At 72.1% G+C, this 25,913-nt stretch carries 17 protein-coding genes; 9 read left to right on the plus strand and 8 right to left on the minus strand.

Annotated features, from left to right (window positions below; genetic code table 11):
• The first annotated feature begins 135 nt into the window (after positions 1–135).
• The 7 genes from ACIBX3_RS33325 to ACIBX3_RS33355 all read left to right on the plus strand — a co-directional run bounded on the left by ACIBX3_RS33325 (position 136) and on the right by ACIBX3_RS33355 (position 14,076).
• Positions 136–5,559 carry an amino acid adenylation domain-containing protein gene (locus ACIBX3_RS33325; RefSeq protein ID WP_397123986.1) on the plus strand — a complete coding sequence of 1,808 codons (5,424 nt, stop codon included), beginning with the start codon at positions 136–138 and terminating at the stop codon, positions 5,557–5,559.
• Positions 5,556–7,067, plus strand: coding sequence for an AMP-binding protein (locus ACIBX3_RS33330; RefSeq protein WP_397123988.1), 1,512 nt, complete (start codon positions 5,556–5,558; stop codon positions 7,065–7,067). Before ACIBX3_RS33325 ends, ACIBX3_RS33330 begins: the two co-directional genes overlap by 4 nt.
• Positions 7,064–8,587, plus strand: coding sequence for a condensation domain-containing protein (locus ACIBX3_RS33335; protein WP_397123990.1), 1,524 nt, complete (start codon positions 7,064–7,066; stop codon positions 8,585–8,587). Before ACIBX3_RS33330 ends, ACIBX3_RS33335 begins: the two co-directional genes overlap by 4 nt.
• Positions 8,581–8,820, plus strand: coding sequence for a phosphopantetheine-binding protein (locus ACIBX3_RS33340; RefSeq protein ID WP_397123992.1), 240 nt, complete (start codon positions 8,581–8,583; stop codon positions 8,818–8,820). The genes ACIBX3_RS33335 and ACIBX3_RS33340 overlap by 7 nt, the downstream gene beginning before the upstream one ends.
• A 103-nt stretch (positions 8,821–8,923) precedes the next feature.
• Entirely contained in the window at positions 8,924–9,088 is a 165-nt protein-coding gene (locus ACIBX3_RS33345) for an MbtH family protein (protein ID WP_397124270.1), read from the plus strand.
• A 15-nt stretch (positions 9,089–9,103) separates the two neighbouring features.
• Positions 9,104–11,029, plus strand: coding sequence for an amino acid adenylation domain-containing protein (locus ACIBX3_RS33350; protein WP_397123994.1), 1,926 nt, complete (start codon positions 9,104–9,106; stop codon positions 11,027–11,029).
• Entirely contained in the window at positions 11,026–14,076 is a 3,051-nt protein-coding gene (locus ACIBX3_RS33355) for an amino acid adenylation domain-containing protein (RefSeq protein ID WP_397123996.1), read from the plus strand. The genes ACIBX3_RS33350 and ACIBX3_RS33355 overlap by 4 nt, the downstream gene beginning before the upstream one ends.
• A gap of 18 nt (positions 14,077–14,094) precedes the next feature.
• On the opposite strand, the gene ACIBX3_RS33360 is transcribed toward ACIBX3_RS33355, so the two are convergent.
• The 3 genes from ACIBX3_RS33360 to ACIBX3_RS33370 are packed head-to-tail and all read right to left on the minus strand — an operon-like array spanning position 14,095 to position 17,224.
• Positions 14,095–15,294 carry a 2-oxo acid dehydrogenase subunit E2 gene (locus tag ACIBX3_RS33360; RefSeq protein ID WP_397123998.1) on the minus strand — a complete coding sequence of 400 codons (1,200 nt, stop codon included), beginning with the start codon at positions 15,292–15,294 and terminating at the stop codon, positions 14,095–14,097.
• The gene (locus ACIBX3_RS33365) at positions 15,291–16,301 is read right to left on the minus strand and encodes an alpha-ketoacid dehydrogenase subunit beta (protein ID WP_397124000.1); all 1,011 of its coding nucleotides are present in this window, start codon (positions 16,299–16,301) and stop codon (positions 15,291–15,293) included. The genes ACIBX3_RS33360 and ACIBX3_RS33365 overlap by 4 nt, the downstream gene beginning before the upstream one ends.
• Positions 16,302–16,306: 5 nt before the next feature.
• Complete coding sequence (locus tag ACIBX3_RS33370; RefSeq protein ID WP_397124002.1) at positions 16,307–17,224, minus strand: thiamine pyrophosphate-dependent dehydrogenase E1 component subunit alpha; 918 nt, start codon at positions 17,222–17,224, stop codon at positions 16,307–16,309.
• Between the two features lie 411 nt (positions 17,225–17,635).
• Between ACIBX3_RS33370 and ACIBX3_RS33375 the strand changes: the two genes are divergently transcribed.
• Together ACIBX3_RS33375 and ACIBX3_RS33380 are read left to right on the plus strand one after the other, a co-directional pair.
• Positions 17,636–19,072, plus strand: coding sequence for a condensation domain-containing protein (locus tag ACIBX3_RS33375; protein WP_397124004.1), 1,437 nt, complete (start codon positions 17,636–17,638; stop codon positions 19,070–19,072).
• 26 nt (positions 19,073–19,098) lie between these two features.
• Entirely contained in the window at positions 19,099–20,406 is a 1,308-nt protein-coding gene (locus ACIBX3_RS33380; protein WP_397124006.1) for a condensation domain-containing protein, read from the plus strand.
• 181 nt (positions 20,407–20,587) lie between these two features.
• Here the strand turns inward: ACIBX3_RS33380 and ACIBX3_RS33385 are convergent, their stop codons facing one another.
• From ACIBX3_RS33385 to ACIBX3_RS33405, 5 genes are all read right to left on the minus strand, one after another.
• Complete coding sequence (locus ACIBX3_RS33385; protein ID WP_397124008.1) at positions 20,588–20,989, minus strand: hypothetical protein; 402 nt, start codon at positions 20,987–20,989, stop codon at positions 20,588–20,590.
• A gap of 153 nt (positions 20,990–21,142) precedes the next feature.
• The gene (locus tag ACIBX3_RS33390) at positions 21,143–21,442 is read right to left on the minus strand and encodes a hypothetical protein (RefSeq protein ID WP_397124010.1); all 300 of its coding nucleotides are present in this window, start codon (positions 21,440–21,442) and stop codon (positions 21,143–21,145) included.
• Between the two features lie 508 nt (positions 21,443–21,950).
• Entirely contained in the window at positions 21,951–23,399 is a 1,449-nt protein-coding gene (locus ACIBX3_RS33395; RefSeq protein WP_397124012.1) for a multicopper oxidase family protein, read from the minus strand.
• Positions 23,400–23,476: 77 nt separating this feature from the next.
• Complete coding sequence (locus ACIBX3_RS33400) at positions 23,477–25,294, minus strand: histidine kinase (protein ID WP_397124014.1); 1,818 nt, start codon at positions 25,292–25,294, stop codon at positions 23,477–23,479.
• A complete protein-coding gene (locus ACIBX3_RS33405; RefSeq protein ID WP_397124016.1) occupies positions 25,285–25,890 on the minus strand; it encodes a response regulator transcription factor in 606 nt (201 codons plus the stop codon). The genes ACIBX3_RS33400 and ACIBX3_RS33405 overlap by 10 nt, the downstream gene beginning before the upstream one ends.
• Positions 25,891–25,913: the final 23 nt, after the last annotated feature.

Below are 25,913 nucleotides of genomic sequence, written 5' to 3' on the forward strand. Positions count from 1 at the left end.
GCGTTCCCACGGCCTGCACAGGCTTAGCCCTTCCGGCTACACCGATCGCACTGCAGCACATCCCGGTCTGGAGCGTCATCGCCGCGGACCTCGTACGTGTACGTGTACAACCGTGTGTTCCGAGGAGAAAGACGCGTGACCAAGAGCTCCCTTTCGCCGGCCAAGCAGGCTCTGTTGGAGCGTCGCCTTCGAGCGCGCGCCACCAAGGTCAGCGTTCCCCGCCGTGATCCCGGCACCGCGCCGCCACCCTCGGCCATGCAGGAGCGATTGTGGTTCCTTGAGCAGTACGCCCCCGGCACGGCCGCCTACACCGTGCCGTTCGCGGTCCGGCTGACCGGCGAACTCGACGAGGACGCGCTGGCCAGGGCGCTGACGGAGCTCACGCGGCGGCACGAGAGCCTGCGTACCAGCCTGGTCACCACCCCGGACGGCCGCCCGGAGGTGCTGATCGCCGAGGAGCCGGTCGTGGAGTTCCGCGTCACCGCCGACCCCGGCGAGATCGACGGGGAACTGACCCGGCCGTTCGACCTGGCACGCCCGCCGCTGCTGCGCGCCCTGCTGGTGCGGCCGGCCCCAGAGGAAACCACGCGTGAGCACGTGCTGCTGCTCACCATGCACCACGCGATCACCGACGGCTGGTCGTGCGACATCCTGTTCCAGGAGCTGCTGGCGCTGCACGCGGGCCGGGAGCTGCCGCCGGTGCCGCTGCAGTTCGGCGACTACGCCCATTGGCAGCGCGGCCGGACCTTCGACGACGACGTGCGCTACTGGGTGTCCCGGCTGGACGGGGTGCCCGCCCTGGAGCTGCCGACCGACCTGCCCCGGCCCGCCGAGCAACGCTGGACCGGCGCCGCCGTGGACGTCATCGTGGACCCCGCCCTCACCGCGTCGATCGCGGAGCTGGGCAAGGCGCACCGGGCCACGCCGTACATGACGCTGCTCGCCGCCTTCCAGGTGCTGCTCGGCCGGTTCGCCGGGCAGGACGACTTCGCGGTGGGGTCGCCGGTGTCCGGGCGGGAGCTGCCCGAGCTGGAGGGGGTCGTCGGGCCGTTCATCAACACCCTGGCCATGCGGGCCGACCTGCGCGGCGATCCGACCTTCGGCGAACTGCTCGGCCGGGTCCGCGACGCCACCCTGGACGCCTTCGCGCATCAGGCGCTGCCGTTCGACCGGCTCGTCACCGAGCTGGCCGTGGAGCGGGACGTCAGCCGTACGCCGGTGTACCAGACCATGTTCGCGCTGCAGAACTATCGCGGCCGGACCCTGGACACCTCCGGGCTGGGCGCGGAGCCGTACCCGATCCCCACCGTGGCCAGCCGGTTCGACCTGGCGCTCTATCTCTTCGAGGGCGGCGGCGGGCTGCACGGGCAGCTCGCGTACAGCACCGCGCTGTTCCGGGAGGACACGGCGCGGCGGCTGGTGGGATGCCTGGAGACGCTCCTGCGGGCGGCGGTCGCCGACCCCGATCTGCCGATCTCCCGGCTGCCGCTGCTCGGCCCGGACGAGCGGCGGCGTGTGCTGGCCCTCGGGATCGCCGAGCCGGCGCCGCCCGCCGGGATCCGGCTGCTGCACGAGGTCGTCGCCGCGCGGGATCCCGAAGCGGTGGCGGTGGTCGCGGGGGGCGTCTCGCTCACGTACGGCGAGCTCGGCACCCGCGCCGATCGGCTGGCCCGGCGGCTGCGGGCCCTCGGCGCCGGGCCCGGGGAGCGGGTGGCGGTGTGCCTGGAGCAGTCGGCCGGACTGGCCGTGGCGGTGCTCGGTGTGCTCAAGGCGGGGGCCGCGTATCTGCCGCTGGATCCGGAGCATCCGGGCGAGCGGCTGGCGTACGTGGTGCAGGACGCCGGGGTGCGGATCGCGGTGGCCGATTCGTCCTCGAGGGGGCGGTTACCCGATGGGCTGGTCACAGTCGGCCTCGACGGCTCCGGTGACCTCGACGAGCCCGATGGGGATCCCGGCGGCCACGTGATGCCGGTCTCCCGTGACGTGACCCCCGACGACCTGGCCTACGTCATCTACACGTCCGGTACCACCGGGAGGCCCAAGGGCGTCGCGATCCAGCATCGGCAGGCGCTCGTCTATCTCGCGGGCCTGCGGGAGCGGCTGGAGATCGAACCCGGCGGCTCGTACGGGCTGCTGCAGTCGCTGGCCTTCGACTTCGGGGTGACGGTTTTCTACGCGTGCCTGATGACCGGCGGGACGCTGCACATCATCGCGCCGCGCACGGCGGGGCATGAGCTGGCCGAGTACGTCCGGGACGCGGGCATCGACTACCTCAAGATCACTCCGTCGCATCTGGCCGCCTTACAGGCCGATGTGCTGCCGCGCAAGCTGCTGATCCTCGGCGGTGAGGCGTCGCCTCGCGACTGGGCCGGGGAACTGGCCGCGTCCGGGCGCTGCCGGGTCGTCAACCACTACGGGCCGACCGAGGCGACGGTGGGAGTCACCACATACGCGGTCGAGGGCCCGGTCGAGGGCACGGTCGAGGGCGGTGGCGGCACGACCACCACGCTGCCCATCGGCAGGCCGCTGCCGGGGGCTCGGGCGTACGTGCTGGACGAGCGTCTGGAGCCGGTGCCGGTCGGCGTCGCCGGGGAGCTGTACCTCGGCGGGGATCGCCTGGCCAGGGGGTATCTCGACCGTCCCGCCCTGACCGCGGAACGATTCCTCCCCGATCCGTACGGTCCGGCCGGCGCGCGCATGTACCGCACCGGTGATCTGGCCCGTCACCTTCCGGACGGGAACCTGGAGTTCCTCGGCCGCCGCGACCTGCAGGTGAAGATCCGTGGCTACCGGGTGGAGCTGGCCGAGGTCGAGTCGGTGCTCGGCCGGTGTCCCGGCGTGGCGTCGGCGATCGCCGACATGCGCGGCGGTGTGCTCGTGGCGTACCTCGTCGGCGGGTCCGGCGCCGAGTCCGTCGCCGGGGCCCGGCCGGAGGCCGCCGAGGTGCGGGCGTGGCTGGCCGAGCGGCTGCCCGACTACATGATCCCCGCCAGGTACGTGTGGCTGGACGAGCCGCCGCCGCTGAAGTCGCACGGCAAGGTGGACCGGGGCGCCCTGCCCGACCCGGCGCCGGAGACGACCGGCCGGTTCGAGCCGCCGCGGACCGCCGCCGAACAGACCGTCGCCGCCGTGTGGGCCGAGCTGCTCGGCGTCCCGGAGGTCGGTGCCACGGACGACTTCTTCGAGCTCGGCGGGCACTCCCTGCTGGCCATGCGGGTGGTGGCCCGGCTCAGGCAGGTGGCGCCGGAGCGTACCGTCACCGTGCTCGACCTGTTCAAGCACCGCACCGTGCGGGAGCTGGCCGCGCTGCTGGAGTCGGGCGGAGACGGCCCGCACCGCCTGCTGCACCGGCTCACGCCCGCCAGGACGGCCGCCTCGACGTTGATCTGCGCGCCGTACGGGGGCGGCAGCGCGGTCATCTACCAGCCGCTGGCGGACGCGCTGCCGGCCGACTGGGCGCTGTACTCGATCGCCGTGCCCGGGCACGAACTGGGCGAGGAGGCCCGGCCGCTGGACGAGGTCGCCGACGGATGCGTACAGGAGATCCTCGACGGCATCGAGGGCCCCGTCACCCTGTACGGCCACTGCGGCCTCGGCGTGATGCTGATCGCGGAGATCGCCCGCCGGCTGGAGGACGCCGGCCGCGAGGTCGAGGCGGTGTACCTCGGCGGCGTCTTCCCCTTCGCCCGCCCTCGCGGCCGCCTCGCCGGCCTGACCGAGCTCATGGAGCGCGTCCGCGGCGACCAGGCCTGGATCGACGACCTGCGGTCGGCCGGCCTGGACGTGGAGGAAGTCGGCCGCGACCAGCTCGACCTCATGGTCCGCAACCGGCGGCGCGGCACCCGGCAGGCGGAGCGGTACTTCACGCGCATGTTCGAGGAGTCCGCGACCCCGCTGCGGGCGCCGGTGATCGCGCTGGCCGGCGAGCGCGACCCGGCGATGGAGTTCTACCAGGAGCGGTACCGCGAATGGCACGTGCTGTCGGAGCTGACGGCCCTGGTCGTGCTGGACGAGGCGGGGCACTTCTTCCTGAAATACCGGGCCGAGGAGCTGGCGGCCATCGTGACCGGCACGCACCGCGCCATCGCCGAGGGGCGGGCAGAGCGGCTGGCACGCACACCGCGATCCACGTGGTGGCTGGAGGGTGTGTCCTCTGGAGATTCGCCGGTCTCCGACACCTCCGACACCTCTGATACCTCCGACACCTCCGGGGCTCGTCGGGTGCGGCCGAGCATGGGGCGGTTCTCGCTGGTCGCGGCCGGGCAGCTGGTGTCGATCCTGGGATCGGCGCTGACCGAGTTCGCCGTGCCGCTGTGGATCTACACGACCACCGGCTCGCTGGCGAACTTCGCGCTGTTCGCGGTGCTCGGGCTGCTGCCGGGCATGCTGGTCGCGCCGCTGGCCGGGGCCATCGTGGACCGGTACGACCGGCGCGTGGTGATGCTCGTCGCGGACGTCGTCGCGGGTGGCGTGCAGCTGATCCTGGGGGTGTTGCTGTGGACCGGCAACCTGGAGATCTGGCACGTCTACCCGCTGCTCTCGCTGCTGTCGGTCGCGCTGACCTTCCAGCGGTTCGCGTACGGCTCGGCGATCCCGCAACTCGTCCCCAAGCGGTTCCTCGGCCACGCCAACGGGGTGGTGCAGCTCGTCACCGGTACGGCCCAGGTGGTGGTGCCGCTGGTGGCGGTCGGGCTGATGGCGGTCATCGGGCTGGAGGGCATCCTCGTCATCGACGTGCTGTCGTACGCGTTCGCGGTCGCGGTCGTGCTGGCGGTCCGGTTCCCCCGGAGCATGGCGTGGCGGCGGCGCGAGACGGTCATGGCGGAGATCGCCGGGGGCTGGCGGCTGACCTGGGGAAATCGGAGCTTCCGCGGGATGCTGGTGTTCTTCGCCGTGCTGAACGTGTTCCTGTCGCCGCTGTTCCTGATGATCTCGCCGCTGGTGTTGTCGTTCGCGACGCTGCAGGACGTCGGGCAGGTGTCGCTGGCGGGGGGGATCGGCGTGCTGGCCGGTGGGGCGCTGATGGCCGTGTGGGGCGGGCCGCGCCGGCGGCGGCTGCGCGGGGTGCTGCTGTCCACGCTCGCGCTGGCGGTGTTCTGCGTGGTCGTCGGCGTACGGGCGGATCTGGCGGCGATCACCGTGGGGGCGTTCGGGATGTCGCTGTGCCTGACGCTGCTCAACGGGGTGTACGCGACGATCATTCAGGTCAAGGTGCCGCAGCGGTTCCACGGGCGGGTCATCGCGCTCAACACGCTCGTCGCCTGGTCCACGCTGCCGATCGGGTTCGGGCTGGTGGCGCCGTACGGGGCGGCGGTGTTCGAGCCGCTGATGGCGCCGGACGGGCCGCTGGCCGCGACGGCGGGGGCGTTGCTCGGGACGGGGGACGGGCGCGGGATCGGGCTGATGTACGTGGCCTTCGGGCTGGCCATCGCGGTGATCGCGGTGTGCGCGATGCGGGTGCGGGTGCTGGCACGGTTCGACGGCGAGGTGCCCGACGCGCTGCCCGATGATCTCGTCGGCATCCAGGAACTGCGGCGGCGCGCCGGGGGCGAGTCATGATCGTTCCGGAGTTGCTCGCCAGGCGGGTCGCGGAGGAGCCCGAGCGGGTCGCACTGGAGGTCGCCGGGGGCGGCACGCTGACCTTCGCGGAGTGGCAGGCGCGGGCGGACTCGCTGGCGCGCGGGCTGGTCCGGCGCGGGGTGCGGCGGGGCGATCGGGTGGGGCTGCTGTTCGGGGCCGAGAACTGGACCGACTTCGCCGTGGCCTACTGCGCCGCGCAGCTCGCCGGCGGGGTGGCCGTGCCGATCTCCGATCGGCTCGCTCCGGCCGAGGTGGCGTACATGCTGGGCCACTGCTCGGCGACCGGCGTGCTGCACGCCGGCGAGGGGCCGGCCGCGCCGCCGGACGGCGGGTACTGGAGCGCCGTACCGGCCGAGCTGGAGCCCGGTTCGTGGGAACCCGAGCCGCCGGGGCCGGGGGATCTGGCGCAGATCCTCTACACCTCCGGCACCACCGGCCGGCCCAAGGCGGTGGCGGCCACCCACGCCAACCTCACCTACGGCAGCGCCACCCGGGCCAACCGCCGGAGGTTCGGGCATTCGCGGCTCCTGCTGCACGCGTTTCCGATCGGCACCAACGCCGGCCAGGCCATGCTGATCAACGCGCTGGACGCGCGGCCGGCGGTGCTGACCCTGGCGCGGTTCACCCCGGGCAGGTTCGCCAGGCTGATCGAGTCGCGGCGGGTGGGGACCGTGTTCCTGGTGCCCGCGATGGCACTTGAGCTGCTCAACGCCGGGCTGCATGAACGGCACGACTTCTCGGGCGTGGTCCTGCTCGGGTCGGCGGCGTCGGCGCTGCCGGCGGCGCTGTGCGCGCGGCTGGCGGCGGCGTTCCCCAAGGCGACCGTGACGAACTACTACACCTCGACCGAGGCGGCGCCCGCCCAGACCGTCATGATCTACGACCCGTCGCGGCCCGCGGCCCTGGGCCGGCCGGCGCTCGGCAGCGGACTGAGGATCACCGGCCCCGACGGCCGGCCGCTGCCTGCCGGGGAGACGGGGGAGATCTGGCTGAGGTCCCCCGCCGCCGCGCGCTCGTACTACCGGGACGAGCGGGCCAGCGGGCACACCTTCCGGGACGGGTGGGTGCGGATGGGCGATCTGGGTCACCTCGACGCGGACGGCTACCTGTACCTCGTCGACCGGGAGAGCGACGTCGTCAAGTCCGGGGCGTACAAGGTGTCGACCGTGCAGGTGGAGGACGCGCTGCACGAACACCCGGACGTGGCCGAGGCGGCGGTCACCGGCGTGCCGCACCCCGTGCTGGGCACCGTGCTGGCCGCCGCCGTCGTGCCCCGTTCGCGGGCGCCGCGCGTGACGGAGCTGCGGGCCTTCCTCATGACACGGCTGGCCCCGCACGAACTGCCGGCACGAGTGATTTTTGTGGACCGCCTGCCCCGGAACCACTCGGGCAAGGTCGTCAAGTCCGACCTGCGCGACCTCCTGAAGCAGGAGCAGGCGGGCCCCGTAGAGAAAGCGAGCTCTGTGGAGAAAGAAGGCGGAAGATGACCGGATCGTGGCCGGCCTCACCTGCGCAGCAGGGGATGTGGCTCACCGAGCGGGCCGGGGTCGCCGGGCGGGCCTTTCACATGCCGCTGGCCGTGTGGCTGGACGGGCCGCTCGACGTGGTGGCTCTGGGAGAGGCGTGTGAGGAGGTGGCGCGCAGGCATCCCGTGCTGGGCGGCGTGCTCGCCGAGGACGGCGGTGAGCTGCGGGTGGTCCCCGATGCGGTGCCGCCGATGCGTGAAGGCGGCGATCTTCAGGAGGAGCTGGCCGGGCCGGTCGATCCGGTCGACGGGCCCGCGGCGCGGTTCACGCTGATCCGGGAGGACGCCAAGCGGCATGTGCTGCTGTTCCAGGCCCATCACGCGGTGTTCGACGGTGAGTCCAAGGACATTCTGCTGCGGGATCTGGCCGCCTGGTACGGGGGCGCGGCGCCGGCGCCGTTGGGGGCGACGTACCCGGAGGTGGCGGTCCAGCAGCAGGTCAGGCTCGCGGAAGCGCTGCCGGGCGCGCGGCGGTACTGGGCGGCCCAGTGGCAGGCGCAGTGGCAGGACCAGCGGGAGCTGTGCCTGCCCGGCTTGACCGGTGTGTCCGTGGCCGCGGCGCCCGGCTCCGCCCTCGACTTCGTCGTCGAGGACCTCGGCGGGCTCGCCGAGCGTCTGGAGGTCACCCGTTTCGAGGCGGTGCTGGCCGCGTTCGTGGCGCTGCTGCGCGCGTACGGCAACGCGCGGCCCGCGGTCGGCGTGGATCTGTCCACGCGGACCGATGGGAGCAGGGACCACGTGGGCGCCTTCGTCAACGAGTTGCCTGTGATCGGGGCCCCCGAGGGGGGCACGTTCGGCGAGTTCGCCCGGAGCCTGCGGGGCGATCTGCGGCGGTTGTACCGGCATCGCGAAGTTCCGCTGGCCAGGGCCGTGGACGGGATCGGCCCGCGGGCGGCGCTCACCCCCGTGTCGCTCAGCTACCGCCGGCGGCCGGAGACGAGCCCGCTGTTCCCCGGGCTGGGCGCGTCGGTGGAGTGGATGATGTTCAACGGCTGGGTGCGCAACACGCTCCACCTGCAGATCGTCGACGACCAGGCGGGTACGGCGGCGCGGCTGCAGTACAACCCGGCGCTCCTCGACCGGTCGGGGGCCGAGCGGATCCGGGAGCACCTTGCCGCGCTGCTGGCGGCGGTCGCCGCGGATCCGGAGGCGCCGCTGGACCGGCTGCCGCTGCCCGGTCCCGTTCCGGCGGCGTCCGTCACCGCGGCCACCGCCGCTTCCGTCGCCGTCAAGGACGGGCCGGTGGACGCCGATCTCGTACGGGAGATTCAGGCGATCTTCGCCAAGGAGCTCGAACTGGACGACGTGGAACCCGACGAGGACCTGTTCGATCTCGGCGGCCACTCCCTCACGATCACCCAGATCATGGCCAGGACCCGGGAACGGCTCGGCGTGGAGCTCTCCTTCGAGCTGTTCATCGACGACGCCACCGCGATGGGCATCGCGGCGGAGGTCGCACGCCTGCGGGAGCGGACATGCTGAGGGAGCGCGTGGCCGCGCTGGTGGCCCAGGCCAGCGACGGCGAGCTCACCACGGCGGAGGTGCTCGCGGCCGGCTGCTCGCTGACGGCGCTCGGCCTCACCTCGCTGGGCTACATCCGGCTGATCGACGCGATCGAGGACGAGTTCGGCTTCGACGTCGAGATCGACGGCAGCCTCGACACGCTCGACGGGCTGGTCGACCACCTGTCCCCGTTCGTGGGCCGCCTGTCATGAACAACGATCCAGCCGCCCGGCGCGCCCTGATCGAGGCGATCGAGGCGACGCCGCGCGAGGCCCGGACGCTACTGGTCAGCGAGGAGAACACGTGAATGCCGAGATGCGGGTGGTCGTCAACCACGAGGAGCAGTACTCCATCTGGGCCGCCGATCGCGAACTGCCGCCCGGCTGGTCCGACGCCGGGTTCGCGGGCACGCGGGAGGAGTGCCTGGCCCACATCGAGACCGTCTGGACGGACATGCGCCCGCTCAGCCTGCGAGACTGAAAGGCGATATCGACGTTGAGTGACGACACGACGCCGCCCCCGCCGGGGGCGGACAACGGCGGAGCCGGCACGATATGGCGGTGGCTGGACAAGGCGCCCGACGCGGTGGCCGTGACCGGCTCCGACGGTCAGGTGACCTACCGGGAGCTGCATCGGCGCGTCGAGGACCTCGCCGCCGTGCTGCGCGGACATGGCGTCGGCCCCGAGGTGCCCGTGGGGCTGTGCGTGGAGCGGACCACCGGGATGCTCGTGGCGATGCTCGCCGTGTGGACGGCGGGCGGGGCCTATGTGCCGCTGGATCCGGCGTTCCCGGCCGAACGGCTGCGGATGATGCGCCAGGACGCGGGCATCGGCCTGGTGCTGACCCAGGCGGGCGTCGACCCCGCACTGCTGGACGGCGTTCCCGCCGTTCTCACGCTCTCACCCGGGGGCCGGCCGCTGAACGGTGCTCCCCTCTCGTCCGCGCGGGTCCCGGCCGTGCCCCCGGCATCCCGGCTTGCCGCCGACGCCGCGCCGCCGGCGGTCGCCGCCGGCGTGGATCGGCTGGCGTACCTGATGTTCACCTCGGGTTCCACCGGTCGCCCGAAGGGGGTGGCGGTGCCGCATCGGGCCGTGGCGAACCTGCTGCAGGCGTTCGCCGAGCTGCTGCCGATCGGGCCGGAGGATCGGTGGCTGGCCGTCACCACGCTGTCGTTCGACATCTCGGTTCTGGAGTTGCTGCTGCCTCTGTTCACGGGCGGTCGGGTGGTGATCGCGGCCACCGCGGAGGTCTCCGACGGGTGGGCGCTGCGCGAACGGGCCGCCGCCGAGGGGGTCACGATCATGCAGGCGACACCGGCGGGCTGGCGGATCCTGCTGGAGTCCGGCGGAATACCCGCGACGATCAGGACCCGGTTGTGCGGTGGTGAGGCGCTGCCCCGCGATCTCGCGGACACGCTGCTCGCGGACGGCGCCGAACTGTGGAACGTGTACGGCCCCACGGAGACCACCGTGTGGTCCACGGCCGGCAGGGTGCGGCCGGGACCCGAGGCCGTGGATCTGGGGTCGCCCATCGGACGGACCTCGGTTTATTTGCTGAACGAGAACGGGACGCCGGTCGCCGACGGGGAGGTCGGCGAGTTGCACATCGGCGGCGCGGGGGTCGCCCGGGGATACCACGGGCTGCCCGGTCAGACGGCCGCGCGTTTCCTGCCCGACCCGTACGCCGGCATCCCCGGCGCCCGCATGTACGCCACGGGTGACCTGGTCAGAATCACGCCCGCCGGCCGGCTGGAGTACCTGGGCCGCGCCGACCAGCAGGTCAAAATCCATGGATTCCGCATCGAACTGGGCGAGATCGAGGCCGCCCTGCGAGCGGCCGCCGAGGTCAAGGACGCCGCGGTCGCCGTCCGCGACGGGCGTCTGGTGGCCTACCTGGTCCCGCGGGAGCAGGCCGTGGACTGGGGAGCGCTGCGGGAACGACTGCGCGCATCGCTCCCCGACTACATGATCCCGGTCCGGCACACGACCCTGACGTCCCTGCCGCTCACCCCCAACGGCAAGCTCGACCGCGCGGCCCTGCCCACCCCGTCGTGGACGCGCCCCGGCACCGCGGCCTTCCGCGCCCCGGCCACCACGGTGGAGTCCGACCTCGCCGAGATCTGGGCGGGGGTGCTCGGCGCCACCCAGCCCATCGGCGCCGACGACGACTTCTTCGAGCTCGGCGGCCACTCCCTCGCCGCGACGCAGATCATCGCCAGGGTCCAGGCCAGGTACGGCCTGGAGATGCCGATCGTCGTCCTGTTCGAGCATCCGACCATCGCCGGACTCGCCGCCCGGCTCGACGACATGGACGACGCCGATCTCAGCCTGGCCGACGTCGCCGCGCTGCGCGACCAGCTGGACGGCCTCAGCGCCGAGGAGCTCGACGGGCTGTTCGACGACCTGGCGGCCGGGTCATGAGGGCACCGCTGTCGCCCGCGCAGGAACGGCTCTGGATGCTCCAGCGGCTGCTGCCCGGCGACCCCTCGTACACGATGTACCTGGTACGCCGCCTGCGCGGCCCGCTCGACCGCGACGCGTTCACCGGCGCCCTCGGGGCGCTCGTGGCCAGGCACGAGAGCCTGCGGACCGCCTTCACGGAGGAGGACGGCACGCCCTGGGCGGTGGCCGGGCCGGTCGGCTGGGCGCCGCCGATCGAGTGGCTGCCGGCGGCCGGGGAGCAGGTGGGCGCGCTGGTCGCCGAGCGCATCAACGCCGCCTTCGACCTGGCCGCGGGCGTTCCGCTGCGGGTCGCCGTCATCGAGATCGCCCCGGACGATCATGTGCTGTGCCTGACGCTGCACCACATCCTGGCCGACGGGCATTCCCTGGAGATCATGCTCGACGACCTGGGGGAGTACTACGCCGCCGCCGTGGAGCGCCGCCCCGCCCGTCTGCCCGGCCTGCGCATCCTGCCCAGCGACTACGCCCGCTGGCAGCGGCGCAGGGCGGACAAGGCCATGCCGTACTGGACGGAGGCGCTGGCCGCGCCGCCGGTCACCGAGCTGCCCTTCGCCCGTCCCGGGGCGCGCGCGGCCGTCCGTGAGGGCGGGTATCACTGGGTACGGCTGGGCGCGCGTCACCTTGCCGAGGTGGAGCGGCTGGCCCTGGCCCACCGGGCGACCCCGTTCATGGTGCTCATGGCGGCGTACCAGGCGCTGTTGTCCCGGCACAGCGGGCAGCACGACATGGTGGTCGGCACTGTGGTCGCCGGGCGGGACCGGGTCGAGCTGGAGCGGATGGTCGGGTACCTCACCCAGACCCTGCCGCTGCGCGGCGACCTGACGGGCGATCCGACGTTCGCCGAGTTGCTCGGGCGGGTCAAAGGGGTGGTGCTGGACACGATGGGCCGGCCCGCGCCGCTGCTGGAGCGGCTGGCGCGCGGCGTCGAGACGCTGCTGCCGACCGTGTTCATCATGCAGGACTACGCCGCCGGGCAGGACCGGGTGTACGGAGGAGTCCGGGTGTCGGACTTCGAGGGACACCGCGAGCAGATCGTGGTGGATCTGCGGGTGGAGGTCTGGCCGGCGGGGGACGAGCTGGCGATCTGCTTCGCGTACGACGGCGCGGTGTTCGACGCCGGCGAGGTGGCGACGATCGCCGAGCGTTACCTGACGCTCCTGTCCGGGGCCGTGACCAGGCCGGACACGCCGATCTCGCGGCTTCCCGCGTGGACCGGACGGGACGAGGAGACGATGGCCGAGCTGGCCGCCGGGCCCGCTGAACCGGTCGTGGACGGGGTGCTGGAGCTGGTGGCGGGCGTGGCGCGCCGGACGCCGGACGCCGTCGCCGTGCGCTGCGGTGATCAGGTGGTCTCGTACGCGGCTCTCTGGGACCTGGCCGGCACGCTCGCCGGCACCCTGCGGGAGAGCGGCGTCCGGGAGGGCGACGTGGTGGCCGTACGGCTGGCCCCGTCCGCCGGGATGATCGCCGCACTGCTGGGCGTGTGGCGGGCGGACGCCGCGTACCTGCCCCTGGACCCCGCCGACCCGCCCGCCCGGCACGACGACTCCATGGCCGCCGCGGGCGCCGCCTGGCTGATCGGCGAGGACGGGGTGCGCGCCGTGGGCGAGGGGAGCGCCGCCGAGGGAGCGGCGAAGGGAATCGCCTATGTGATGACCACCTCGGGATCCGCCGGGCTGCCCAAGGCGGTTCTCGTCGAGCACGGTTCGGTGGCGGCCAGGGTCGGGTGGATGCGGCGGGAGTACGGCCTGGGACCGGGGGATCATGTGGTGCAGTTCGCGTCGCTGAGCTTCGACACCCACGTCGAGGAGATCTTCCCGGCGCTCGCGTCCGGAGCGGCGGTGGTGCCGCTGCCGGACGGCCCCGCGAGCCTGCCCGATCTGCTGGCCGGTCCGGACGGAGGGCGGATCACCGTGCTGGATCTGCCGACCGCGTACTGGCATCGGCTCGTCGAGTCACCGGCGGAGGTCGCGTGGCCTCCCGCGCTGCGGCTCGTGATCCTCGGCGGTGAACAGGTCGACGGGGCGGCCGTGGCACGGTGGCAAGCGCTGTGGCACCGAGAGGGGCCCGGGGTCCGGCTGGTCAACACGTACGGGCCGACCGAGGCCACGGTCATCGCCACCTGGGCCGAGCTGGACGGCACCGGCTCCGGCGGGCGCCCGCCGATCGGCCGGCCGCTGTCCGCCACGTCGGTGCGGGTGCTGGACGCCCGGGGGGAGCCGGTGCCGCCGGGCGCGGCGGGCGAGCTGGCCATCGGCGGCGCCGGGGTCGCCCGCGGATACGCCGGGCTGCCCGGCCGCACCGCCGCCGCCTTCGAGCCCGACCCGTACGGCGATCCCGGGGCCCGGCGCCTGCGCACCGGTGACCGGGCGCGGTGGCGCTCGGACGGGCTGCTGGAGTTCCTGGGCCGCCTGGACGACCAGGTCAAGGTGCGCGGCGTGCGCATCGAGCCCGGCGACGTGGAGGCCGCCCTGCGCGAGCACCCCGGCGCCGGGCAGGTGGTCGTGGCCGCGCGCGGCGAGGACCTGGTGGCGTACTTCACCGGTCCCGCCGACCCGGCCGAGCTGCGCGCGCACGCCGCGGGCAGGCTGCCGAGGGGATTCGTGCCGACCCGGTGGTCATGGCTGGCGGAGCTGCCGCTCACCTCCCGAGGCAAGGTCGACAGGGCCGCGCTGCCCGAGCCGGACCGGGTCACCGGGACGGACTACACGGCGCCGCGCACCGACAGCGAGGCGCTGGTCGCCGAGATCTGGGCCGAGGTGCTCGGCCTCGAACGGGTCGGCGTGCTGGACGATCTGCTGGAGCTGGGCGGGCATTCGCTGATGACCACCCGGGTCGCGGCGCGGCTGCGGGCGATGCTGGAGGTGGAGGTGCCGATCCGGGTCGTGTTCGGCTGCGGCACTGTGGCCGAGCTCGCCGAGGCCGTCGAGGACCTGCTGATCGCGGAGATCGACGCGATGAGTGAGGACGAGGCGCGGCGCGCCCTGACCGCGCAGTCCGGGTGACGTGCGTCTTGCCGCTGCTCAGGCGGTGATGGCCTTGCGCACGGCGTTGAGGAACATCGCCGCCTCGCGGCCGTTGACGACGCGGTGGTCGAACGCGAGCCCGAGGGTGACCGTGGTGCGTTTCACGATGTTCCCGGCCGGGTCGAGGGCGAACTCGTGCTGCGGCGCGCACAGCGACAGCGCGCAGGTCTGCCCCGGGAACACGATCGGCACGGCGAGGAGCACGGCCGCGTCGGTGTGCAGCGTGACGACGATGTTCCCGCCCGCCAGGTCCTCCTCGCGGAACGCGCCCCGCAACGCCTTCGTCCGGTACGCCGTGAGCCGCTGCGCGATCTCCGTGAGGGACAGGCGGTCGGCGCCGCGCAGCACCGGGACGTACAGGCCGTGGCCGACGTCCACGGTGACACCGACGTTCGGCGCCGGCGAGGGGCGTACGGCCAGTTCGCCGCCGGGCCCGTCCGCCACCACCGGTTCGGCGAAGCACATCGGGAACTGCTCGTGCAGCGACGCGACCGCCGCAACCAGCAGCTCAGGCAGCCCGATCAGCGCCCTGGCCTCTTTGCTGAGGGCGCGGGCCCGGGCGATGGCGGGGCCGGCGTCCAGTTTCACGGCGGTGAAGGCGGCCGGGATCGTGTGGTGGGAACGGGTGACCGCGGCGGCCACGGCCCGCTGAACGGCCGGCAGCGGCCGCGTCTGCGACGATGACGACGCGCTGCCGGCGCCGGCATCGATGCCCGCACCGGTGCCGGTTTCCAGCAGGGCCGCCACGTCGGCGCGCTTGATCACCTTCTTCCCCAGCGCGCGGATCCGCGCCGGGTCCACGCCGTGCTCGTCGATCAGCGCCTGGGCGGGTGCGGTGATGACCGGCCCGGAGGACCCGGGCACGCGGGCAGCGGTCTCACCGGCGTCGGTCGCACGCCCATCGGCTTCATCGACGCCGGCCGCGGACGCCGCACGGAGGCCGGCGGCCGCCGGCGGAGGTGCCGAGCCGTCGGAAATGTGCGCGATCACGTCCCCGGGCACGCAGGTCGCGCCGGTCTCCGCCGTCCGCCGCAGTACGCCATCGGCCTCGGCCACCAGTTCCTCGGCCGCCTTGGAGGTCTCCAGGACCACCACCGGATCGCCCTTCAGCACCCCGGCGCCGTCCTCGGCCAGCCACTCGACCAGCACGTACTCGGTGTCGTTGTTGTTGAGTTTGGGGACGCGCAGCTCGGTCAAGGCAGGAGCTCCTGTACGGCGCGGACGATCGCGGTGTCCTGCACCAGCACGTCACGCTCCAGATGGACGGCCGCCGGGATCACGCTGGCCGCCGAGTGGACGAGGGACACGGGACACCGCAGGCGCCCCCAGAGCCGGCTGTGCACCTGCTGCGCCACCTCGGCCCCCCAGGTGCCGCCGGCGGTGCTCTCCTCGGCGACGACCACGGCGCCGGCCCGCTCCAGCAGCGGCGACAGCGGGGCCACGTCGAAGGGGTACAGGCGCCGCGGCACGAGCAGCAGACAGGTGATCTCCCGCTCCAGCAGCAGCGTGCGCATCGCGGCCAGGGCCCGGTGCGCCATCCCGCCCGGCGCGATGATCACACAGTCGGCCTGCTCGGGATCGTCCAGGTACACCCTGGTCACCTGGTCCGCCGCGGCGGACCGCGGCAGCACGTCGTACCGGAAAAGATCGTCCGCGACCCCGCCGCCGAAGATCTGCCGGGTGTAGAGGATCTTGTCCTCGAACAGCAGGCACGGCTCGCCGCGCGCGAGCATCTCGCCGAACAGCTCGCGATGGTCGTCGAAGGGGGACACCTCGTACACCGCGAGACCGGGGACGCCGATGAAGTGCTTCTGCAGGCTCTGGCTGTGCGTGGGGCCGTAGCCGCGACCGCCCCCGGACGGGCATCGCACGACCAGCGGCAGCCGCAGCGGTCTGCCGTACATGGAGACCGATTTACTGGCGAAGTTCACGATCTGATCGAAGGCCAGGGTCACGAAGTCGGAGAACATGATCTCGACGATGGCCTTGCCGCCCGCGAGGGCCAGGCCGCCCGCCACGCCGACGATGCCGTTCTCGCTGATCGGGGTGGCCAGCACCCGGCCGGGGAACCGGCTGGACAGCCCTTTCGTGATCTTGAATGCCCCGCCGTACGGATCGAGCACGTCCTCGCCGAGCACCCGGACGGACGAATCGCCGGCGAGCACCTCGTGCAGCGCCCGGTTGAGGCTCTCCGCGACCCGCATCGCCCTCAGCCCTCCCGCGCCGACAGCGGCCGTCCGAGCACCTCACCGGCCACCACCTCGACGAACGCGCGCGCCTCCGCGTCCATGCGGGCGAAGCGGGGGGACACGGCAGCGCCCTCGCGCGGATACCAGTCGTGGTCGCGGGCGCGCCGGATCTCCTCGGCGGAGCGGGTGTCGTCGCCCTTGCTGTGCGGCCCGAGCCGGTGCGTGGCGAACTCCACCACGAGCGGCCCCGCGCCCTCCCTGGTCCGCTCGACCAGCGGCCGCAGCCCGTCCCGGATCTCGCCGATGTCCCGCGAGCCGACGTGCAGGAACCGGCATCCGAACGCCCGCGCCCGATCCCCGATCGTGCCCGCCATCTGCGCCGACGTCGGCGTGGTCTGCGCGATGCCGTTGTTCTCGGTCACCACGACCAGCGGCAGCCGCCAGAGCGCGGCCATGTTGAGTGCCTCGTACACGGCGCCCTCTCCCCACGTCCCGTCGCCGACGTACGCCAGCGCCAGCGCGCCCGGCTCGGCGTCCCGCAGCTGCAGGGCCACGCCCGCGGCGACCGGCAAGCTCTCGCCCTGGATCCCGGTGGACAGGTAGCGGCCGGACAGAATGTGCTGACTGCCGCCCACGCCACCGCAGACCGCGCCCTCCCGCCCCATGATCTCCGCGAGCAACCCGTACGGATCCCGGAATCGTGCCAGGTAGTGGCCGTGCCCGCGATGATTGCTGAAGACGAAGTCCCGCTCGTCCAGCAACGGCGCCAGCGCGACCGGGACGTACTCCTGTCCCAGACAGGTGTGAGTGGTCCCCTGTACCAGCCCTTGGCCGAACAGGTCGAGCAGCTTGCGTTCGAAGTGCCTGATCAGCAGGAGCAGCCCGAGGTCGTCATCGGACAGGTCCTCGGTGATCTCTTCCAGCAGTCCTTCTGTCACGACCGGCACTCCTTGGTGAGTGTCGAGGAATTGGGAGCGCTCCCAAAGAATTTTATTCGATCACTGGGATGTTCGTCAGCATCAGACGGAGAAGTTTCCAGGCTGTCAAACGCGGAGAATGGAGCGAGCGGAAATGACCTCCACCACGTGCGCCGATCGCCTAACGTCCGCGTCTGGTCACATTGAGCCGCGGCGAACGGCAGAGGAAGATCTTGACCTGCCCAGAGGCGAAACCTAGCCTCTTGGGAGCGTTCCCAATACTGGCCCGCACCACGTTCCGCCGGCGAACACGCGAACCGGAGACGCTGCCGATCAACGAGGAGGGCTCGTGAGCCCCGAGATGTGGGTGGTCGCCGACCACCAGGAGCAGTACTCGATCTGGGCCCCGCGCGGTCTTCGAGGTGGGGGCCGTTGACCACCCAGGACCCGGGCACGGCCGAGCGCGAGGAACTGCGGCGGCGCCTGGCCGCGCTGCCCCCCGAACGCCGTGCGGCGCTGCGCCGGTCGCTGCTCGGCGGCCCGGACAAGCGGACCTGGCCGCTGTCCACCGGGCAGGAGCGGCTGTGGTTCCTGCAACGCTTCGACCCTGACGACTGCGCCTATCACATCACCTGGCCGGTACGGCTGCGCGGCCCCATCGACGAGACCGGCCTCGCCGCGGCGTTCACCGCGATCGCCGCCAGGCACGAGGTGCTGCGCACCCGCTTCGTCCTGGACGGCGACCTGCCCGCGCAGGTCGTGGACGAGTCCCGCGAGGTGCGACTGGACCGGCTGGATCCCGCCTCCTCCGGCATCGAGCCGGCGATCGCCGCCTACGCCGGGCGGCCGTTCGACCTCGCGGCGGCCCCCGCATGGCGGGCGGGCCTGCTGCGCCTGGCCGCCGGCGACGCCGTCCTGTGCATCGTGCTGCACCACATCGTGGCCGACAACTGGTCGCTCGACGTGCTCATGCGCGAGCTCGGCGAATGCTACCGCGCCCACCGCGAAAGCCGTCCGCCCCGGCTGGAGGACTTGCCCACGCAGTACCGCGACCACGCCGTCACGGAGCGGCGGCGGGCCGAGGAGGACCGGGACCACCTGGGCTACTGGGTCGAGCGGCTCGCCGGAGCGCCGCCGCTCGACCTGCCCCTCGACCGCCCCCGCCCCGCCCGCTGGACCGGCCGTGGCGCGAAGATCGGCGTGGCCGTGCCGGACGCGGATGTCGCCCGCCTGGAACTCGTCGCGCGCGCCCACCGGGCCACCCTGTTCATGGCGCTGCTCGCCGCGTGGCAGGTCACGCTCGGCGCGGCCGCCGGGCAGGACGACTTCTGCGTGGGCGTGCCCGTGGCCGGCCGGGACCGGCCCGAACTGGCCCCGCTGATCGGCTACTTCTCCACCACGCTCGTCGCGCGGGCCGACCTGTCGGGGGATCCGGCTTTCGGCGAGCTGCTGCGGCGTACCCGGATCAGCACCCTGAAGGCCCTCGCCCACGCCGGAACCTCCTTGGACCGTATCCTCGGCGGACTCCGGCTGCCTCGCGATCTGAGCCGCCCGCCGCTGTGCCAGGCGATGTTCAACCTCACTCACAACCTGCCCACCGGCGACCTGCTCCGTACCGAGCTGGGGGACCTGACCGTGGAGGTGTGTCCGCCGCCCGACCTGGGCCGGTCGCGGGTGGAGGTGTCCCTTGACGTGTACCGGGAGCCCGAGGGGATCGGCGGCTGGCTGGAGTACGCGACCGACCTGTTCGACGCCGCCACCGCGCACCGCCTGGCGGATACGTTCGCCCGCGTGGTGACGCTCGCGGGCGGTGACCCGGAGCTGCGGCTGTCCGAGCTGGGAGCCGCGGACCCGAAGTTCCGGAGTTAGAAGTGTCTGACAGCCGAAGGAGGGCCATGCGGCTTCCGGTGGATTTCGCTTCCGACCGTTCCGGCACGGCGGAGCTCGCGTGGGGACAGCGGAGCATCTGGAATGCCATCCGCGACGTGGGGCCGGACAGCGCGCACTACTTCAACGTGCCCCGGCTGCTCGCCGTCCCCCGCGCGGGCGGCCCGCGCCGTCCCGAGGCCGTGGCGGCCGCCCTGGCCGAGGTGGTGGGCCGGCACGACGCCCTGCGATCCGTGGTACGGCTCGGCGCGGCCGGACCATACCAGGAGGTGGCGGCGGCCGGGACCCTGTCGGTCGAGACGGTCGAGGCGGCACGCGGCGACGCGGACGATGCCGCGGCGGACCTGGTCGCCCGCCTGGCCGGACGATCCTTCGGCGACGGCGAGCAGCCGCTGCGCGCCGGATTCGTGGTCTGCGACGGCGCCGCCACCCACGTGGCGCTCGTGCTCAGTCATGTCGTCGCGGACCGGCGCGCGGCCGACGTCGTGGTGCGCGACCTGCGGATGCTGCTGCTGCGCGGGGTCATCGGGCGACCGCCATCGTCGCAGGTGCTCGACCTGGTACGGGAGGAGGAGACGACCTCGGCCGGTTCGGACCGGGCGGTCGCGCACTGGGAGGCGCTTCTTCGGACCGTACCGTCCGCCATGTTCCCGAGTGTGGTCGGGCCGGGCGCGACGCCGAGGTTCGCGCGGGCCGTGCTGTCGTCGCCCCGGCTCGACCACGCCGCACATGTGCTCGCCCGCCGTGCCGGCGTCAGCACTGCCACGGTCCTGCTGGTGGCGGTCACCATGCTGCTGCGCGAGCTGACCGGGCACCAGGTGTGCGCGATCACCCCGATTGTGCACAACCGCTTCGACGGCCGGACCCGGGACCTGGTCACCAGCCTGAATCAGCTGGGACTGTTCACGCTGGGCCCGTGCGGAAGCCTTGCCGAGACCCTGGTGAGCGCGTATCCGGCGGTTCTCACGACCTACCGGCGCGCCCGCTACAACCCGCTGGTCAAGGACGCGATGGTCGACCGGATGAGCGCCGATCGGGGCGTCTCCGTCTTCCCGTCGTGCTGCTTCAACGACCTGCGCCCTGGTGAGGATCCGGGTGGCGCCGACCACGCGGACGGGGAGTCCGAGCTGGAATGGCTGCCCGGCGTGGACCGGCGCAACTGCCCCTTCTGCATAGCCCTGATGCGCTGGAAGGGCACGCTCGGCGTGGAACTGAGCGCCGACACCACCCGCCTGCCCGAGGGCGAGATGGCCGCCCTGCTGCACCGGCTGGAGTCCTTCGTGGCCGAGTCGGCTCGCCGGGAATTCGCCACATGAGTCAAACGAGATCATCGAGATCGCACCATGGCCTCGATGGCCTCGATGGCCTCGATGGCCTCGATGGCCTGATCGCCGGCTCCTGCGCCGCCACCGCCCAGCCGGCACCGGCACGCGGTGCCGGTGCCGGTGCCGGTGGGGGAGGCGGCGGGAGGGCTGTCCTCTGCCGCCCGCCCTTGCCTCAGAAGCGCTTCTCGTAGCGCTTGCTCCGGTAGTAGATCTTCACGGCGTCGGGCTTGGAGGCGTCGTGCCCGAAGGACAGCTTGCCGATGTTGCGGAAGTGGGTCTTACCGCGGGCGACCGCCACATAGCCGAAGTCGGACTGCCGGTCGCGCACGATCGCGTACTTGATCCCGCGGGAGCAGTTGTTGACCACCCGCACCTGCCACTTGGGATCGGTCCAACCGCTGTTGTTCAGCTTGATGCGGGTGGCTTTCACGCAGGAGGGCCAGGCGGCGGCCGCGAGCTGGGCGCTCGAGCTGGCGGCCGGGGTCAGGCCGGTGGCCGAGCCGGTGGCGGCGTGCGCGGCCACGGGGGTGGCGAAGAAAGTGGCGCCCGCAGCCAGGAAGGCGAGGACTCGCATCGGGTTCCTTCCGGAGTGGTGAGTTTCGGCGGGATGCGGCGTAGACATGTGGATATCCTCAATCAGGTTGAGTGAGCGCTGCTTTCGAGGAGATTCGTTCCTGCTCCGCGCCCCCGGACGGGCAGGAACGAATCGCCGTCGGCCGGGACGGGGTCAGCGGACGTGGAAGTCGGGGTTCCGGGCCTTGAAGGTGCATTCACCCACGAACTTGACCGTCTTGCCGGGCTTGATTTTCTTCCAGCCGGTGGTCTTCTGCTGCGAACCATTGCCCGCCAGGTTCTTGCACCAGTACACCAAACGCGCCTGACCGGTCTTGTTGCCGTTGTTCCAGCACTTGCCCCAGACGGTGGTGTTTCCGGTGCCGGGGGCGTTGCACCGCACCTTCGCGGCCTTCGCCGTGAAAGCGGACGCGTCCGCGGCGTGGGCGACGCCTCCGCCGAGAGACACGGCCATGAAATCGTGCCTGCCGCGACAGCCAGCGAGCGCATTACCTTGGACATTTATATTTCCCCTCTGTCATCGATATCCGCACGCCCCCGAACGGAAAAGCGTTCGTGGCGCGTGCCTCGATCAACATGCTGGCACGCGGCTTTCCGGCGGGCCAAGGCATCTTTGTCCAGAGGTCGTCCAAACGTGGCGCCCGCCCCCGTTGGACAAATGAAACCGCAGGTCAGAGAGGTTCGACTTGAAGACCGAGAACGCCGGGCGCTTGTCCGGGAGCGGCACTCTGACCTTCGGCGCCGGTCATCTTCCAGGAGAACCCGGCATTTTCCTGGTTTCTCTGCGGCCTTCACCTGGCCCGAGACGTCCGGGCACCGTGGCCGACACGGACTTTCGTTGAGCAAGGGAGATGGGACTTCCTTGCAGGCCATCCTCGAACAGGCGACAGAAGCGGGCAAAAACGTGACCGCCACCACCATTGGGGAGCCGCGAACAAGCGTGCGGCAAAATCCGGCTGACGTTACATGTGGTGGGCGTTGATCGTGCGGGGCACCTCGTTCTCGGTGCCGGGCTCCACGATCACGAACTGCCCCATCATTCCGGAGTCCTCGTGCCGGAGGATATGGCAGTGGTACATGTACGGCGTGGCGGGATCGGTGAACCGGCCGAACTGTACGGCGAGCCGTACCGTGCTCTTCGGTGGCACGTAGACGGTGTCCTTGTGGCCGCTCGCGTACGCGGGAGGTTTCTCCCCGTTCACGGCGAGCACCTGGAACGCCACCTCGTGGATGTGGAAGTTGTGGGCGTAGACGGTGTTCTCGATCTCCCAGATCTCGATGGCGCCGGCGGGGACCACCTCGTCGATGCGCGACATGTCCATTTCCTTGCCATTGATGGCGTCGTGGCCGTTGAGCCGGAACCGGCGCACCTTGGCGTTCGGCGGGGCCACGATCGGAGCGGGGCCGGCCAGGCGGGCCGGCGGGCGGGGGGAGGCGGTGAGCCGCCGCGCCGCGACGATCTTCATGATGTCGAAGTCGCCCTCGTCGATGTCGTCAGCCCCCGAGAGCGTGCGCAGGAGGACCTGCTCGCCCGCCGTGAAGGTCACGAGGACCTCCACACGCTCGCCCGGCGTGAGCGAGACCTGGTCCACCTGGATGGGGGCGGGCAGCAGGCCGGCGTCGTTGCCGACGATGTGGAACGCGCGGCGGTCGGCGAAGGAGAGGTGGTACATCCGGGCGTTGGAGCCGTTGAGGATCCGGAACCGCACGCGCTCGGTGCGCACGTTCAGGAAAGGCGCGTGCGTGCCGTTGACCAGGATGTGGTCGCCCAGGATGCCGAAGGTGCCCTTCAACGGGTCGCCCGTCGGCGAGCCGTTCTCGGCGAACCTCTTGTCCTGCAGGATGAGGGGGACGTCGTCGATCCCGTACGTGCCGGGAAGCTCCGCTTCGGTCCGGTCGCCGACGATGAACATGCCGGCGAGGCCGCGGTAGACGTGCTCGGCGGTCTCGCCGTGGGGGTGCGGGTGATACCAGGACGTGGTGGCGGGCTGGTCGATGGTCCAGTGCGGACTCCACGTGGCGCCCGGTTCGATCGTCTGGTGCGGCCCGCCGTCCATCTTCGCGGGCAGCCGCATTCCGTGCCAGTGCACGGTGCTCGCCTCGTCCAGCCGGTTGGTGACCGTCATCCGGATCCTGTCGCCGCGGGCCGCGCGGATCGTCGGCCCGAGGTGCGGGCCGTTGAACCCCCAGGTCTCGACCGGCTTGCCGGGTAGAAGCTCGGTCCGGCCGCGCTGCATCGTCAGCGCGAATCTCCGGGTCCCGTCCTTGTCCACCTTGGGTTGGAGCAGCGGTGGCACGCGTAGCTCGGTGCGGAAGGCGGCCGGATCGCTCGCGGCGCCCGAGGCGCTGGAGCCGCAGGCCGAGGCCAGGCCGGAGAGCGCGGCGGTCGCGAGGAACTGTCGACGATTCATGGTCCCCGGTGATCTTTGGTGTCAGTGTGGCGGACTCACTGTGAGGTACCGGGCCCTCCCCGGCACAGTCGCCGGGTTCACCTCGTGGGCGTGAGATCCTCATGATCGACTGGCGTGTGGGCGAGGAGCTCGAAGCGGTCGCCGGTCCGGGTGGTGGTGAGCTCGCCGCCGATGGCGGCCAGGCGGGCACGCAGGCTCCGCAGTCCTGTGCCGGGCTCGTCGGATGAGGGGGCTGCTCCGTCGTTGGCCACCCGCAGCCGTACGCGACCGTCCTCGACGGCGACCTCGACCAGGCACTCCTCCGGCGTGCTGTGCCGCAGGACGTTGGTGACGGCCTCGCGCAGCACCACCGCGAGAACGGACGCGGCCGGCCCGGCCACGGGAGCGGCGTCGATGCGCACGGCCGCTCCCGTCGATTCCAGCACGGCTTCGGCGGAGTCGACCTCGGCGGCCAGTGACAGGCGGCCGTCCGGTTCCCTCAGCCGGGCGATCTCCGAGAGCGCGGACTGGGCGGCCTCCACCAGGCGGGGGAGCTGCCCCATCGCCTGCCTCGGGTCCGCGTCGAGCACCCGTAGCGTGAGTTCCCCGTGCAGGACGATCGTGGTGAGACCGCGGCCGAGCAGGTCGTGCACGTCCCTGCCCACCTTCAGCCGCTCACGCAGGGCTGTCAGCTCGACGAGCTCCGCCCGGGTCCTCCTGAGTTCGGTGACGAGAGCGACCAGCCGGGTCAGGCCGTAGACCGCCAGAGCAGTGGCCAGGACACTGCACAGCTGGTAGCAGGCCAGGAACGGGCCATCGGCGAGCCAGCCCTCCACCCCGGCGATGCCGGAGATCGCCACGCACAGCGGCCACGACATCGGCGCCCGTGCCCAGAGCAGCACGACGCCGGCGAAGAACCCCGACACGAGGAGCCCGGACGCCTCCCCGTCCGCGAGAGGTACGAAGATGGTCATGGCCTGAACCGCCAGCGTCCAGCCCAGGCCTCTGGGCCGCCTGCCTTCACGCAGGGCGGTCAGGTGCCAGAACTGCAGGGCGAAGGTCACGGGCAGGAGAGCCAGATAACCGACATCTCCGGAGCCGCGGTCGAGCTCCTCGTCGGCGGCGAAGTTGAACAGGGACTGCCCGATGAACAAGACGTGCGTGACGACGAGGATCGGCGTGGCCAGCCGTACGATCCGCGCGTCGTGATCGCGAGGCGGGACCGGGATCGGGTCGTCGGCGGGTGGCAGGGACCGTACCCGGTTCAGCGCCTCCCGTGCGACGGTGACGGCCTGGGAGACCCCTCTTCGCACCGCCTCCTCGTCGCCCTGCCGCCGCGCCCGCATCGCCAGCCGCTCGACGGCGGACACGCTGCTCACGACCAGGCCGTGGATGTGCCGCCACAGCCGTAGCCGCTCGATCTCCCTGGCCCTGGCGGCCAGCTCGGATCGCTCCCGCCGTACCTGGTCCAGCAGGTTGGCGAGCCGGCTGAGGCCGTACAGCAGCAGGCCGAGATTGAGGGGGGCCACGACCGTGTAGTAGACGAGCTCGGGTGCGAGGTCCAGCGCGGACGCCACGGCTCCCTCGGCGACCGCGATCAGCGCCAGGACCAGCCACGCGGCGGGACCGCTCATCGTGAGGAGCGCGGAGGCGGCGACGAAACCCGAGCCGCCGGCCCGCCAGCTGTCGGTCTCGGCCAGCAGAGGCAGATAGTTGAGTACGGCCTGCGCCGGGAAGAGCACGGCTGACAGGCGCCGCCGGCCCGGCAGCGAGATCGGCAGCTGGAGCGCGGCGACCAGGACGATGCACGCCACGGTCAACGGCCCGGCCGAGGCCTCGCCGACGTGGAAGCACACCCGTACCACGCCCATCACGCAGATGAAGGCGACGAGCAGCCGGGCCGGGCTCAGAGCCAACCGGCTTCCTGGGCGATCCGGACGGCGTGCAGCCGGTTGCGGGCGTGCAGCTTGACGACGATCGTGGTGAGGTAGTTGCGTACGGTGCCCACGGACAGGAACAGCGCCTCGGCGATCTGCTCCACGTCCTCGCCGTCGGAGAACCTCCGGAGCACCTCTAGCTCCCGCGGCTTGAGCGGGCTCTCGACCACCTCCAGAGCGGCCAGGGCGAGCGCGGGATCGATCACCCGCTCACCTGCCGCGACCCTCCTGATCGCGTCGGCGAGCTGGTCCGGCGGGGCATCCTTGACCATGAAACCGGACGCCTGCGCGGCGAAGGCCTTGCGGACGCTTCCTGGGCGGCCGAAGTTCGTCACGATCAGCACGCGGCATCGCGGCAATCGCCTGCGCAGCTCGGCCGTGGCGGTGAGGCCGTCGACGCCGGGCAGCTCGACGTCGATCACCGCCACGTCCGGCGCGTGCTCGAGTGCCATGGGCACGATCTCGTGGCCTGTCGCAGCCTGCGCGACCACCTCGATGTCGGGTTCGAGATCGAGCAGTGCGACCAACGCCCCTCGGATCATGTGCATGTCCTCGGCGAGCAGAACCCGGATCATCCATCGCCCTTACTCCCATGACC

The sequence above is a fragment of the Nonomuraea sp. NPDC049480 genome, assembly GCF_044465905.1.
GTDB lineage: Bacteria > Actinomycetota > Actinomycetes > Streptosporangiales > Streptosporangiaceae > Nonomuraea.

What these genes read in the sequence shown, in the direction of transcription:
- ACIBX3_RS33365 (WP_397124000.1), bottom strand. Translation starts at nt 16,301, where the DNA reads ATGCGGGTCGCGGAGAGCCTCAACCGGGCGCTGCACGAGGTGCTCGCC.
- ACIBX3_RS33335 (WP_397123990.1), top strand. Translation starts at nt 7,064, where the DNA reads ATGACCGGATCGTGGCCGGCCTCACCTGCGCAGCAGGGGATGTGGCTC.
- ACIBX3_RS33380 (WP_397124006.1), top strand. Translation starts at nt 19,099, where the DNA reads ATGCGGCTTCCGGTGGATTTCGCTTCCGACCGTTCCGGCACGGCGGAG.
- ACIBX3_RS33390 (WP_397124010.1), bottom strand. Translation starts at nt 21,442, where the DNA reads ATGGCCGTGTCTCTCGGCGGAGGCGTCGCCCACGCCGCGGACGCGTCC.
- ACIBX3_RS33330 (WP_397123988.1), top strand. Translation starts at nt 5,556, where the DNA reads ATGATCGTTCCGGAGTTGCTCGCCAGGCGGGTCGCGGAGGAGCCCGAG.
- ACIBX3_RS33340 (WP_397123992.1), top strand. Translation starts at nt 8,581, where the DNA reads ATGCTGAGGGAGCGCGTGGCCGCGCTGGTGGCCCAGGCCAGCGACGGC.
- ACIBX3_RS33385 (WP_397124008.1), bottom strand. Translation starts at nt 20,989, where the DNA reads ATGCGAGTCCTCGCCTTCCTGGCTGCGGGCGCCACTTTCTTCGCCACC.
- ACIBX3_RS33395 (WP_397124012.1), bottom strand. Translation starts at nt 23,399, where the DNA reads ATGAATCGTCGACAGTTCCTCGCGACCGCCGCGCTCTCCGGCCTGGCC.
- ACIBX3_RS33405 (WP_397124016.1), bottom strand. Translation starts at nt 25,890, where the DNA reads ATGATCCGGGTTCTGCTCGCCGAGGACATGCACATGATCCGAGGGGCG.
- ACIBX3_RS33355 (WP_397123996.1), top strand. Translation starts at nt 11,026, where the DNA reads ATGAGGGCACCGCTGTCGCCCGCGCAGGAACGGCTCTGGATGCTCCAG.
- ACIBX3_RS33345 (WP_397124270.1), top strand. Translation starts at nt 8,924, where the DNA reads ATGCGGGTGGTCGTCAACCACGAGGAGCAGTACTCCATCTGGGCCGCC.